Below are 14218 nucleotides of genomic sequence, written 5' to 3' on the forward strand. Positions count from 1 at the left end.
CCACCATGATGCACCCGCCTCGCTCGCCCATGCTCACGCGCACCGCCGTATTCGTCGGCCTCGCCGCCGTCGCGTGCGCGGTCCCCATCGCCGTCGCCGCCCGGCGCGCCGACGTCGGCGCCACCGCACCTGTGCAGGCCCGGCCCCGGGCCCAGTTCCTGGCCCAGTCCCAGCCGCAGCCGCCGACCGCATACGCGTTGGCCGGCGAGTGGGTGTGGCCGGAGCGGCCGATGCTGCCGGTGGATGTCGCGTTTCTGGAGGACGGGCGCGTCGTGGTGGCCGATGGTCGGAACCCGCGCGTCGTCGTCGTCGGCCCCGAGGGGGACGTCGAGGCGGTGTGGCGGACGGCGTACGAGCCCGTGGCGCTGGCGGTGGATCCGGCGGGCGGGCGGGTGTACGTGCTGTGCTTCGCGCAGACGCGGGCGCGCGTCGGGCGGGATGCCGTGGTGACGACGCACGAGGTTCTCGAGACCTGGGCGCTGGACGGGCAGCGGGTGCGACAGGATGTCCTGCCGGGATGGTCGACGGCCAGCGCCGACGAGGCGCCGAGCTGGGATGTCGCGGTGGCGTGGGGCGGGGCGCCGGTCGTGCAGGCCGACAACGTGCTCTACCGCGTGACGCTGTCCGATGACGACGCCGTGCCTGCGACGTTCACGCCGCTGTCGGGCCTCTCGCGCGGCACCGCGGTGCGCCCGGTTCGCCTTGCCGCGGCGGACGACGGGCTCGTCATCGCCCAGGCTGCGACCGGCATCGTGTCCCGCGTGGACGCCACCGGGCGCACCGTGGCGCGCCGAGACTGGCCGGGCGAGCGCGTGCTCGACGTCGCGATCGACCGCCGCGAGCGGGTGCACGTCCTCGTCGGGCCGGGCGAAGGCGGTGCGGGCGGCCGGGTGCGGCACATCGTCCTGAGCGCCGCGCTGGCACCGCTGGACGATCGGCCGTTGGCGGACGACGCCGCGCCTTCGGCGACCATCGCCCCCGCACAGGCCGCGTTCGCCTGGGCGCTCGACGTGTACGGCGACGGCGTGGCGGTCGTCGGGGGCGGGGCCAACCTGTCGCTCCGGCGCTGGACGGGGCCGGTGTCGGACGCGCCGGCCGTCGTGCAGCCGTTCGGTGCGCGTCCGGCCGCGTTCGACGCGCGCGACAAGCGCGTGGCCGGCAGCCGCGCGCTGGCCCTCGGCGCGCTGCCCGACGGCCGGACGGTGGCCCTTGATGGGCCGCAGGCGCGTGTCGTGGCATTCGACGCGTCCGGTCTCGGGACGAACGTCGTCACGTTCGCGGGCGACGCGGTCGATGCGGCCGTGGCGGAGGACGGGACGGTGTGGGCGACGTTTGCCGACGGCACGGTGCGGCGCGTGACCGGACCGGGACTCGGGTCGCTTGGCGCGGCGCCTGACGACCCATCCGCCGCGCGATGCGAATGCCCGCTCGGCGGTCGGATCGCGGTGGACCGTTCGCGCGCCTACGTTTCCCGGCCGACGAGCCGAACGGTGGCCGGGATCGCCGGTTTGGCCGGCCTTGCGCCCGACGATGCACCGGGCGGTGCGTCGCCGCGGCTGCTCGCCTGGGCGGAGGGCGTCGGCCTCTGGCCGAGCGACATCGCGGTGGCCGCCGACGGTACCGTGCTGGCGGCGGATGCGATCGCGGGCGAGATCGTCGGGTGGTCGCCGGGGTCGCTCGAGGGTGCGCCGCCGGACCGGCGCTGGCCGGCGGGGCTGCTGGCCGGGCCGCGGCGGCTCGCGGCGGGGCGCTTCGGCGGGCCGGGCGGCCTGGATCTGGTGGCCGCCACGCTGACGGACGGTGCCGTCGAGGTCCACCGCGGCGACGACGGCGGACTGCTGGCGCGCTTCACGCCGGTTGTCGACGGGGCCGTCGTGTCGGCCGAGGACGTGGCGCTGCACGCGGATGGGCGGATCGTGTTGGCCGAAGCGGTCTCGCGCCGGGTGCACGCCTTCGTGCCGTCCGCGGCGCCGGTCGACCCGACCGAGCCCGGCGGGCTGGGTGCCACCCCATCGCCGACGCCGACGCCGTCGGACGGGAGCTGTCGTGTGAGCGGCGACAAGCGGGTCGGGCCGGAAACGATCGTGCTCGGCCAGACGGCCGCCGTCACGTTGACGCTCTCGGCTGATTGCCCGCCGCGCGCGCGGCTAGCCGGGGCCGACATCGTCCTCGTGCTCGATCGCTCCGGCTCGATGTACGGTGAGGCGATGCAGCGCGCCAAGGACGCGGCCCGGACGTTCATCGAGCTCCTCGATGTCCGGCGGCACCGCGCGGCGCTCTTGTCGTTCGCCGGCTTCGTGACCGTCGACGCGCCGCTGTCGACGGACAGCGCGGCGGTCATCCGGGCCCTCGACACGCTCGTGCCGGACGGCGGGACGAACCTGACGGACGCGATCCGCCAGGCCGGCATCGTGCTCGGCCGCGAAGGGCGGGCGGATGCGTTGCCGGTCATCGTCCTGATGACGGACGGGCGCGACTCGAACGGGCGCGACGGGCCGCTCCAGGCGGCCGGAGATGTGAAGGCGCAGGGCGTCCAGATCTACACGATCGGCCTCGGGCGCGACCTCGACGAGGGCGGGCTGCAGGCGATCGCAACGCGCCCCGACCGCTACTTCCACGCGCCGACGCCCGACGAGCTCTTCCCGATCTATCGCCAGATCCTGCGCTTGGTGGAGACGAGCCTCGCCGGCAACCTGATCGTGACGGACCGGCTGGGCGACCGGATGGCGATGATCGGTGGTTCCTCGGCACCGGCAGCGCTCGAGGGCGCCGACCGTCTGTCGTGGGGCCGCTCGATCCTGCCGGCCTCCGGTGTGACGTTCACCTACCGCGTGCGCCCGATCGAAGCCGGTCGCTGGCCGGTGAACCGCGAGGCCGTCGCCCGCTACGCCGATGCGGACGGGGTCGAGCGCTCGTTCGTCTTCCCGGTGCCGCAGATCCTCGTCCTGGCGCCCACCCCCACCCCCACCGCCACACCGACCTCGACCCCGACGCCGACGACGACGCCCACGCCCACCCGCACGCCGACGTCGACGCCGTCGCCGACGCCGACGCACACCGCGACGATCACGCCATCCCCGACCGCGACACGCGTCCCGCGGCCGATCTACCTGCCGCTCGCGCTGAACAGCCACTGCATTCCGACCGGCCAGTACGTCGACCTGATCCTCGTGCTCGACACCTCGGCCTCGATGGCCGGCGACAAGTTCGCGGCCGCCCAGGCGGCGGCCCGGACGTTCGTCTCGCTGTTCGACCCGCCGCGCGACCGCCTGTCGCTCATCAGCTTCAGCGAGGTTGCCACGCTCGTCGTGCCGCTCGGGTCGAGCACGACCCGTCTGCGCGCCGGCATCGACGGCCTGGCCCTTGCCCCCGGCACGCGAATCGACCGCGCGCTGGAGGCGGCACGGGCCGAGCTGCGCTCGACGCGGCGCCGCGCGGCGAACAAGCCCGTCGTCGTCCTGCTGTCCGACGGCAGCCAGTCCGGCGAGACCGCACCGCTCCTGGCGGCCGCCGACCGCGTGCTCGCCGACGGCGTCACCGTCCACACGATCGGCCTCGGCCCGGACGCCGACCGCGCGATGCTCGAGCGGATCGCCTCCCGGGGCGGGTTCCGGTACGCGCCGGGAACGGCGGAGCTGGAGGGCGTGTACCGCGCGATCGCCGGGCAGACGCGGTGCCGGTGACGAACTCGCACGTCCCCCGCGACATGACTAGAATGAGCGTTGGTCAGAACGAATGTTCGCATCCGCCCGCCCGATCCCCGATGGAGCACTGCCCATGAGCTTCCAACAGCGACCCCAACGCCGCACTCCGCGCTGCCCGTGGTGCGATCAGGAGATGGTCCCGAGTCCCGACAGCCGCGGCGGCCGCCTCTTCTGCCCGACGGGCGAGGCGGTCGAATACCGTTTGAGCGGCGGGCGGTGGTACTTCAACGGGCGCCTGAACGGTCTCGACGAACCGATTCCACCGGCGCCGGATGACGGTGATCCGACGGGCGCGGGCGAGGATGAGGCTGCCGTTTCCTCGAAGCGGGTGGAGATGCGCGATCGTACGGATGCGTCGGCTCCGTCGGCTCCGTCGGCGCCGCCGGAGCCGACGGAGCCGGTTCAGCCAGAGTCGCTCGATCCGCTCGATGCGTTCCGACAGATCGCCAGCGATGCGTGGGGTGCGGCGGATGCGGACGAAGAGGCGGAGTAGGGTCGCGTTGGGGTGAGGGAAGGCGTAGGGCACGGGAGGAAGTGCAGAGCCGGCGGGCGGGGGTGGTTGGGGACGGGGCATTTTGGTTCGTGCATTTTGTTCGCAGGGGCCGCTTGGCCCCTGCACCCCAGCCAGGGGGCGCAGCGCCCCCCTGGACCCCCCGCATCGGAATTTCCGGTCGTTCAAGCACGCGGTCTCGCGCCCGGAAGAGGTCTGGCGGATCGAAGTGCGGCACAGAGTAGTTGGTGGACCGCCCCGCGGCGTGCGGGCCAAAAACGTCAACGAGCAAGATGACATCCCAACGATCTTGCTCGATCAATTGCCTGCTCGTTCGACGGGATTGGGGCGTCCGCTCCAATCTACGCGCCGACGACAATCCGCGGCGGCCATAGAAGCGAAACCTGGTGCGGGGGGTCCAGGGGGGCGCTGCGCCCCCTGGCTGGGGTGCAGGGGCCAAGCGGCCCCTGCGAACAAAATGCACGAACCCAAAAAGCCCCGTCCCCAACCACCCCCGCCCGCCGGCTCTGCACCCCGTCCCCTGCCCTACCTCTTCCCTTGCCCGACCTCCCACACACCCCCCCCCAACGCCCCACGCGTCCGATCACACCCTGCTATCCTTCCCCCCCGGTCGCGCCTTCTACCTCCTGCCGCACGCCGTTCGCGCCCGACGCCCAGCCGGGGGAGCCTGCATGTCGATCCAACCGAAGGCCGACCCCCGGTCAGCCACGACGCTGTGCGCCGCCGCCACTCGAACCCCCATCCCTCGGGCCCCGCGCCTCTCCTCCGCGGTCGCCGCCTGTTGGGCAGCTGCACTCACGCTCGCCCTCACACTCGCCGTTGCGCTCGTCCCAACATCCCATGACGCCGCATCCGGCAGCCCCGCCGCCCAGCTCACCGCCGCCGCCTGGCGCAACACCGCCACCCACCTCCTCCCGCCCCCGCCCCCCTTCCCGCTCGCCCTCGCCTTCGACGACGCCGGCGGCCTCTACATGGCCGACGGCCGGACGCGCCGCGTGGCGCGCTACGACGGCGCGGGGGCCGTCACGGGGGGGTGGGACGTCGACGGCGTGCCGCTGGCCCTGACGTGGGACGCGACCGAACGGGTGGTCCTCGTCTTTGTCTTCACCGGCGCCGGGCCGTTTGTCGAGGCCTGGCGGCCGGACGGCGTGCGTCTCTGGAGCGACCGCGTCACGGACCAGTTCGTCCGCGGCCTCGAGGACCAGCTGTCCGTCGATCTCGGCTGGGCCGTCGGCGACGTCGGACCGACCGTGCTCTTCAACGGCGAGGCGTCGCGCTACGACCGGGCCAGCGGCCTCCTCCAGCGCGCCGGCGGGCGCTGGATCGCCGCCGACGGCCGGCCGATGCGGATGGCCGTCCTCTCCGCCACGCTCCTCGCCGCGATCGAGCCCGCGCAGCAGCGGCTGCTCTTCGTGGACATCGCCCGCGGCGTCCGCGCCACCGTGCCACTCACGGACGTCGTCCCGCTGGCCGTTGCCGCCGGGCCGGTCCTGGCATTCTCGTCCTCCGCCGGTACGACGACCGCCCCGCCCGTCGTCGCTCACGTGCTGGCCCGCGGCGTCGAGCGCGATCGCGTCGGCCTCGTCGTGCTCAGCATCGCCCCGGACGGCCGCGAGGTCGGGCGCTGGGCGGTGCCGCCGGCGCTCGGCGGCGCGCCCGGCGACGACGCGGCGCGCTGGTCGATCGCCGTCGGCGCCGACGGCCTGGCCTTCACGCGCGGCGTCGAGCGCTTCAGCCTCGAGCGCTTCGGGCCGGGCGGGCAGCACCGCTTCAGCGTGCCGATGGGCCGCATGGCCGGCACGTTCGGTCGCCGCGCCGCCCGGACCCGCGCCAATTTGGTCAGCGGCTCGGCCGCCCTCGGCCTCGCCGCCGGTCCGGACGGTGCGCTGGCCGTGCTCGACGGCCCGGGCTCGCGGATCCTCGCGCTCTCCGTGGACGGTGCGGCTGCGGGCAGCGTGCTCCAGCAGACCGTCCTGCCCTACGACGTCGTCGACATCGCCTCGGATGCGGACGGGGCGATGTCGAAGCCCGCCACGGCCCGCTACTTCGTGTCGCTTGCCGACGATCGGATCCGCCGGGTGAGCGCTGCCGCCGATGTCGCGCGCTTCACCGACCCGTGGACGGCCGACTGCGGCTGCCCGCTTGGTGGACGGATGTCGATGGGCGGCGGACGGCTCTGGCTCACGCGGCCGGCGACGCGCCGCGTGGCGGAAATGGAAGTCGATGCCGGGTCGGTGCGCGAGGTCGTCAAGGCGGGCGCGATCGGGCTCTGGCCGGCGGATATCGCGGCCGGCGAGGACGGCAGCGTCTGGGTGGCCGATGGGATCGTCGGGCGCGTCGAGCGCTGGCGGCCTGGGGCGTCCGAACCGGCAGCGGCGTGGCAGGCCGGTGTGCTGAACGGCCCGCGCCGGCTCGCGGCCGGACGATTGGCGGACGGGACGGACGCCGTTGCCGTGCTGCTGGCCGACGGCCATATCGAGATCCATGAGCGCGCCGGCGGCAACCTCATCGCGGCGTTCAAGCCGCGCCTGATCCCCGACGAGCCGTTGCTGGCGGACGACTTGTTCATCACCGCCGGCGGTTCCCTTGCCCTGGCCGACGCCGCGCGGCGTGCCGTGCACATCTTCGCTCCCGTGGGTGCGGCGACGCCAACGCCCGACGCGACGCCGAACGCAACGCCCGACACCGTGCCGACCAGGACGCCCGGCGCAACGCCGACGGCGATCGTCGGCGGCGGCACGTGCCGGGTCTCGGGCGACAAGGCCGTTGGGCCGAACCGGATCCTCCTCGGCCGGACGGCGGCCGTGACGCTGACGCTCAGCGTCGACTGCCCGGGCCAGCCGCGGCTACTCGGGGCGGACGTGATGCTCGTCCTCGACCGCTCGGTGTCCATGTCCGGAGACGGGCTGGCCGGGGCGAAGGCGGCGGCGCTCCAGTTCGTGTCGCTGCTCGACGTGCGCGTGCACCGCGTCGGCCTCGTTTCGTTCGGGACGGACATCCGGTTGGAGGCGGCGCTCGGCGCCGACCCGGTGCCGGTGGCCAACGGGATCAACCGACTGGTGGCCGGCGGCGAGACGAACCTCGGCGCGGCGCTCCTGGCCACCGGGCGCCACATGGAAGCGCGGCGGCGCGCGGACGCCCAGCCCGTCATCGTCCTCCTGACGGACGGCCATGACACCGTCCAGGACGCCGACCCGGTGGCCACCTCGCTCTGGCTGAAGGGCTGGGGGGTCCAGATCTACGCCGTTGGGCTCGGCGAGAGCGCGGATGCCGCATCGCTCGACCCGCTGGCGACGGACCCCGCCCACGTCTTCCTCGCGCCGTCGCCCAACGAGCTTGCGCCGATCTACGCCCAGATCGTCCGCCGTGTCGGGACGTCCGGACTGGTGGCCAACCTCAGCGTCGACGACGATCTCACGCCCGGGATCGGCCTCGAGCGCGGCTCGGCCCAGCCGCCGGCCCTCGAACGCCCGGACGGTCTGTCGTGGGGCCGGGCGGTCCTCGGCCCCGAGGGGTTCGCCGCCGAGTTCGTCATCCGTCCGACCGCGGCAGGTCGCCACGCGGTCAGCCGCTCGGCCGTCGCGCGCTGGACGGACGCCGACGGCGCCGTGTACGCCTTCCCGTTCCCGCCGGTCGAGATCGAGGTGTACGTTCCGACCGCCGTGCCGTCCCCGACGCCGACAGCGACGCCGGAACCGTACCGCGCCTACCTGCCCGTCCTCTGGCGCTCGGCCTGCATCCCGGCGCCCAAGCCGGCGGACGTCGTGCTCCTCATCGACACGTCCAGCAGCATGACGGGCGACAAGCTGGCCCAAGCCAAGACCGCCGCCAAGACGTTCGTCGGCCTGCTCGACCTCCCGCGCGACCACGCCGCCGTCGTCTCGTTCGACGAGGAGCCGCGCGCGACGACCGGGTTGTCGGGCAGCCTGGCGGCGCTCGAGGCGGCCATCGGGTCCCTCACGAACGGCACCGGAACGCGGATCGACCGCGCCCTCGAGGCCGCGCACGCCATGCTGGCCACGACCCGTGCCGATCCGTCGCGCCGCGCCGTCGTCGTGCTCCTGACGGACGGCGGCCAGTCCGGACCGCTCCCGCCCGTTCTCACCGCCGCCGAAGCGCTCCGGACCAGCGGGACCGTGCTCTACGCCGTCGGCCTCGGCCCGGACGCCGACCTGGCGCTCCTGCGCACCGTCGCCGGCCCCGGCCGCCTCTTCACCGCGCCCACGCCGGCCGATCTGGCGGCCATCTACGCGGAGGTGGCGGCGGTGACGGGGTGTCGGTGACTGCTGCCACCCCGTGACACGCGCGCCCGTTGGTTCTTTTCAGCGCCGCCCCGCCCAAGGCAGCCAAACCACCCGTTCGCGCCCCGGCGTGAGCACCGGCGGCGGCGTGCGCGGCTCCGGCGTGCCCGTCGGCTCGATCGTCGGCCGCGGCGTCATCGTCGGGGGCGGGGTGGCGGTCGGGAGGAGCGTGTCCAGGAAGCCGGACGGGAAGTAGGCGTAGCCGGACTGCTGACCGAACCGGTACGCGAGGCGCGTGAAGCGCGTGCTCTCGCCGATGCGGGCCGCTTGCGGCCGCACGACGACGCCGATCAGCTGCGGCCGGCCGCGCGGCAGGCGCTCGAACGTCCAGATCGCTTCGGCCGGGTGGTCGGGGTCCAACGTTCGTGGCAGCGGCACGTACTTGTCGAAGTCGGGCTCGATGTCCTCCGGATAACCCTCGATGATCTGAATGGCCGTCGGCTGTACATTGCCGAGGTCGGCGGCGATGCCCTTGAACAACTCCACGAGCAGTGCGCTGTCCGGGGCGAGCAGCGCATCGGGCCCGCTCGAGGCGACGGATGCCAGCTCAGGGTCGCAGTCGCCGGCGCAGACCGTGATGATCCGGATGCCCTTGGCCTTCATCCCCGTCGCCGTCGCGAGCATCACCGGCGCCGCGCCGGCCGCCTCGCGGCCGTCCGTCAGGAGGACGACCGCGCCGACGGCGTCCGGCCGGCGGGCATCGAGCAGTCCCTCGGCGGCGACGAGGGCGCTCGTGATCGCCGTCCGGCCGTTGGCCTCGAGCCGGGCGAGGGCGCTGCGGACGGCCCGGAAGTCGGCGTCCAGCGGCAGCCGGGCGTCGACCTCGGTGCTGAACGTCACGAGCCCGACGCGGGTGCCGGACGGCACGCCGTCCAGGAAGCCCTCTGCGGCCCGCACGGCGTTCGTCAGGCGAGACTGGCTGGCCATCGAATCGGAGTGGTCGATGACGAGCACGACGTCCAGCTTGGCGGTCGTCGGCGGGCAGACCAGCGCGGCGGAGAGCGTGAAGGTGATCGGGTCGCCGGCGACGGCACCGGCCCGGCGCGGCAGGCGATCGAGGTCGGGCGTGCACGGACCGGCGGTGCCGGGGGGGAAGACCGTCACCGCGGGCGATGCAAGGCGGGTCGTGGCCGAGCGGTCGACCTCGTCGACGAACGTCAGGCGCGTGTCCGTGCCGAGCGGCAAGTCCGTGCCGAGCGCCTGTGGCTGGACTGCATAGCGCACCGACTCGCTGCCGGCTCCGGAGCGGGTCGTCACGTGCCACGTCAGCCGCTGGCCATCGATCGCATCGGGCGGCGGCACGGCCGAGTCGGCGACGTAGCGCATGTCCGGCGGCAGCGTTTCCTCGATCGTGGCTTGCTTGATCCGGATCGTGCCGTACCGGTGGGCGAGGGCGCTGAGGAGCCCGTCGAGCCCGGTCGCGTGAACGGTGTGGTGCTCGCTCGGGCCGCTGGCCGACTGTTCCAGCGCCGGGTGGCAGCGCACGTCGATGCAGATCGTCGTGACGCGGACGCCGTCGGACTTGAGCCGGTCGGCCGCGGCCAGCAGCGCCTCAGGGGCCTGGTAGCCGTCGGTGATCAGGATGACCCCGGCCGCGGCGTCGGGGCGCCGCCACTGCAGCTCGTCACCGGCGGCGGCCAGGCCGGCGGACATGTTCGGCTCACCGAAACCACCGCCCGTGATGTCGCCCAGCGAGTCGAGCGTGCCGTGGATGCGGTCGAGGTTGGCCGAGAGCGGCACGCGCAGCACGCGCTGATCCAGCGTCACGAGGCCGGCGTTGACGTCCAGCGCAGCCGTCTCGTAGAGCAGCGTCCGCACCGCACCGCGAATCCGCGAGAGCTCGTCGACCGTCATCGTCACGCCGGCATCCAGGACGATGACGAGGTCCTGCCGCCGCAGATCGGTCGGACAGTTCGTGTCGAACGCCACCGTCACGTTCACCGGTTGCGACAGCACGACGCTCGGCTCCCAGCGCGTCTTGACCGCCGGCGGCGTGCAGGCGGTGCCGGCCGATGCGGCGATGACGGACAGCGGCGCGCCGGGCAGGCGCAGGCGGGCCGAGCTGTACGCGTCGTTGTACACCAGCCGCGCCGTGCCCTCGCCGGCGTAGCGGACGGGGCCGAGCGCCGCGGCGGTGAAGCTGTAGCGCACGTGCAGCGGTACATCCACCTGTGCCGCGAGCGGGCCGATGTGGAGCCCGGCCCCGTCCGCGGTGACCGAGCCGGGCGTGCTCGTCACGGCGCTGCCGGGGACGTACCGTGCGCCGAGCGGCAGCACGTCGTCCACGGCGATGGAAGTCAGCGCGGCGGCCGTGCCGCGATGCTCGGTGAGCACCCGGCCGAGGAGGATCGCGTCGCGCAGGCGCTGCAGGTCGGGGAAGTCGTAGGCCCACGTGAGCGCCGGGTCGCAGCCGCCACCGACGCAGATCGGCACGATCTCGATGCCGCGCGCGTCCGCTCGCTTCAGCGCCGCCGCGACGGCGGACGGGGAGGACCGGACGGCCAGCGAGTTGCCGATGTAGTACACGATCTCGTGCGACAGCGGCTGGCGCACGATCGTGTCGATGGCGGCGTTCAAGGCGGCCACGGCGGTGCCGCCGGACTCGCCCCGCCAAGCGCGGATCGGGGCGTTCAGCGTGTTCACGTCGCGCGTCGGCGGGACGACGACGGGCTGCGGCGCGACGTTCCAGACGATGCCGTATATCCCGTCCGCGCCGCCCGGCGGATCGTACCACGCGCGCGCCGTCGTCACGTAGCGCTCGATGTTCTCGTCCGTCAGGCCCGCCGGCGGCTGGAGGGCGATGATCCCGTTGGACTGCACCGGGAAGGCCCAGCAGCCGCGCGGGGTGAACTGCAGCGTGACCTCGACGCGGTCGCCCGGACGGGCCGCTTCCGGGTTGTAGCGCCGGCTGGCCTCGAGCCGGCAGTCGCTGTCGGCGCGCGGGACGACGACGGTGAGCGGGATGTCGATGTCGGCGGTGAGCGGCCGGCGCTCGAGGAGCGGCTCGGGCTCGCGCCGCAGCAGCCGCGTGGTGTCGAACGCGACGCCCCAGGCGTAGCGCGCTTCGCCGGCGGCGCTGACGGCCGGGTCAACCGGGGCGGCGCGCAGGCGGTAGCGGACCTCGCGGATCATGATGCCCCCGTCCTCGGCACCGGCGGCGAACCGCCACACCGCCTCCGTCGGCGACCATGCGTCCGGCGGCGGATCGGTGCCGTCGGGTCCGGGGCTGATCGGGCTGAGCGTCAGGCCGGCCGGCAGCGTCTCGGTGATCGCCATGCCCTGCAGATCGTCGATGCCCGCGATGCCGCAGTCCACCTCGGCCCAGATCGCGACCTCGACCTCGCCGCCCCAGGCCACCTTCGAGACCTGCACGCCGTTGCGGTAGAAATCGCGGCTGTAACGGGCGCTGCACGGGCGGTCCGCCGCGGCGGGGCGGGCCAGCGCGCTTCCGCGGGCCGGCCCGGCGGCGAGGCAGCAGATGGCCGTGGCCAGCACGGGGGCGGCCAAGACGAACGGCGTTCGCGTTCGGCGGACGATGGCGACGGCCATGTGCGACTCCGTGGTGCGATCGGCGCGGCACGCCAGGAAGAACACGCGCCGACCGCGGATCTGGACAGCTGATCAAGGATAGGGACAGCGGACTCCGGCTGAAGGTTGCACCGTCCGCCGGAAGGCGCTCTGCTAGGATAGCGCGATGACCGATCTCGTGCCGTTCCGCCGCCACACGACCGACGATCTGCGGGCCGCCCGCCCGTCCGCCGCCGCGCGCGACGCGACGCGCCTGCCGGTCGTCGTCGTGCTGGACAACGTGCGCTCGGCCTACAACACCGGCCTGATCTTCAGGCTGTGCGACTGCATCAACGTCACGTCGCTCTGGTTGACCGGCTGCACGCCCTATCCGGGTGCGAACGCACACGCCGACTTCCATCTGCGCAAGACCGGTGTCGGCGGCAGCATCGACGCGCTGCCGTGGCGGCACGTTTCCGAAGCGGCGCCCGAGGTTGCGCGGCTGAAGGCGGACGGCTGGCGCGTGATCGCCGTCGAGCAGGCGACGGGCAGCATGCCGCTGGCCGTCGCCGACCTCGCGCCGCCCGTCGTCCTCATCTTCGGCCACGAGCGACTTGGCGTGGACGACGCGCTCTTGGCGCTGGCCGACGCTGTCGTCGAGCTGCCGGTGCGCGGCGTGAGCAACAGCCTGAACGTGGCGCTCTGCGCCAGCGCGGTGCTCTACGCGGGGCTGCCGACATGGGAGCGGTCGATTCACGGCGGCTGACGGATCGCGCGGCGCCCGTCGGGACCGCGCACGGATGGGTCCGCCATCGAGCCGAGTGGGCTTGAACGGTCCCCCGTGCGGGCGTACCATCCGCCGCGCAATCCCGCCTCCCAACGGCGACGCCCAGCGGGGCGTCGGTGCCGCGCGGTGCGGCGGGCCGCCTGAGGAGGCGAGACAATGTCGGATAGGGTGACGGTCACCACCCACCAGTCGTGGGTCAGCCGCGTCGGCGGTTCGTTCGCCGGGGCGCTGTTCGGGCTGCTGATGGCCCTGGCCAGCTTCCCGCTGCTGTTCTGGAACGAGGGCCGCGCGGTCACGACGGCGCGCACGTTGAACGAAGGCTCCAAGACGGTGCTCTCGGTCTCGGCGGAGGGGGTCGACGTGGCCAACGACGGCAAGCTCGTCCATATGACGGGGTTGGCGACGACGGCTGAGACGCTCACCGACCCGACGTTCGATGTCTCGGCGAATGCGCTCAAGCTGACCCGCTCGGTCGAGATGTACCAGTGGCAGGAATCGTCGCGCTCCGAGACGAAGACGAAGCTGGGCGGAGGGCAGGAGACGGTCACAACCTACACCTACGACAAGGGTTGGTCCGATCAGGCGATCGACTCGTCCGGCTTCCAGGAGCCCGACGGCCATCAGAACACCGGCGAGATGCCGTACGACAGCGACAGCTGGACGGCCGACCGCGTGACGCTCGGCGCCTTCGTCCTGCCCGCCGACCTCGTCGCCAAGCTCGGCGACGGCGACGCGATCCCGGTGCCGGACAGCGCGGCCAGGGACGGCCGCCGGATCCAGGCGGATCGCCTCTACATCGGCAAGGACCCCGACGCGCCGGCGGTCGGCGACGTGCGGATTCGGTTCACGGCGCTCGAGCCGCAGACGGTGAGCGTCGTCGCGGCGCAGTCACAGGGCACGCTGGAGGCGTACACCGGGGCCGGCAAGGCGATCGAGATGGCCGCGGTGGGCACGCATACGGCCGAGTCGATGTTCGCCGACGCCAAGGCGGAGAACACGCTGATCCTGTGGTTCGTGCGCCTGTTCGGCTACCTCCTCATGGCCTTCGGGATTCTGCTCGTCTTCAACCCGCTCGGCGTCATCGGGTCCGTCATCCCGTTCGTGGGCCGCCTGATGGGCTTCGGCGCCGGGCTGTTCAGCTTCCTCATCGCCGTGCCGCTCACGCTGATCACGATCGCGCTCGGGTGGGTGGCATACCGGCCGGTGGTGGCGGTGGTGCTCATCGCGATCGCGGTGGGCGTCGTGTGGCTGGCGCTGCGGCTGCGGAAGGGGGCGGTGGCGAAGGCGACGGGGGGGGCGGCGGCCTGATCTGGGGCGTCGCGGTGTCGGTTGCGGCGGTTGCGACGGGTGCGCGGCGGCTGCGCGGCGGTGAAACGGCGTTTCGGACATCCGAATCCACGGTAGGCTG

6 protein-coding genes are annotated in these 14218 nt (G+C 73.5%); 5 read left to right on the top strand and 1 reads right to left on the bottom strand.

Features of this window, described 5'->3' with window-relative positions:
• The first annotated feature begins 5 nt into the window (after positions 1-5).
• From IPG72_02355 to IPG72_02365, 3 genes are all read left to right on the top strand, one after another.
• Positions 6-3683, top strand: coding sequence for a VWA domain-containing protein (locus tag IPG72_02355; GenBank protein ID MBK6767874.1), 3678 nt, complete (start codon positions 6-8; stop codon positions 3681-3683).
• A gap of 94 nt (positions 3684-3777) precedes the next feature.
• Positions 3778-4197: a hypothetical protein gene (locus IPG72_02360; GenBank protein MBK6767875.1), complete on the top strand. Its 420-nt coding sequence runs from the start codon at positions 3778-3780 to the stop codon at positions 4195-4197.
• A 689-nt stretch (positions 4198-4886) separates the two neighbouring features.
• Positions 4887-8498: a VWA domain-containing protein gene (locus IPG72_02365; GenBank protein MBK6767876.1), complete on the top strand. Its 3612-nt coding sequence runs from the start codon at positions 4887-4889 to the stop codon at positions 8496-8498.
• Positions 8499-8537: 39 nt separating this feature from the next.
• Here IPG72_02365 and IPG72_02370 read toward each other — a convergent pair whose 3' ends face one another.
• The gene (locus tag IPG72_02370; GenBank protein MBK6767877.1) at positions 8538-12065 is read right to left on the bottom strand and encodes a VWA domain-containing protein; all 3528 of its coding nucleotides are present in this window, start codon (positions 12063-12065) and stop codon (positions 8538-8540) included.
• 145 nt (positions 12066-12210) lie between these two features.
• On the opposite strand from IPG72_02370, the gene IPG72_02375 reads away from it, so the two are divergent.
• Together IPG72_02375 and IPG72_02380 are read left to right on the top strand one after the other, a co-directional pair.
• A complete protein-coding gene (locus IPG72_02375; GenBank protein MBK6767878.1) occupies positions 12211-12789 on the top strand; it encodes a TrmH family RNA methyltransferase in 579 nt (192 codons plus the stop codon).
• 177 nt (positions 12790-12966) lie between these two features.
• Positions 12967-14118: a TMEM43 family protein gene (locus IPG72_02380; GenBank protein ID MBK6767879.1), complete on the top strand. Its 1152-nt coding sequence runs from the start codon at positions 12967-12969 to the stop codon at positions 14116-14118.
• Positions 14119-14218: the final 100 nt, after the last annotated feature.

The sequence above is a fragment of the Candidatus Avedoeria danica genome (assembly GCA_016703025.1).
Taxonomy (GTDB): domain Bacteria; phylum Chloroflexota; class Anaerolineae; order Epilineales; family Epilineaceae; genus Avedoeria; species Avedoeria danica.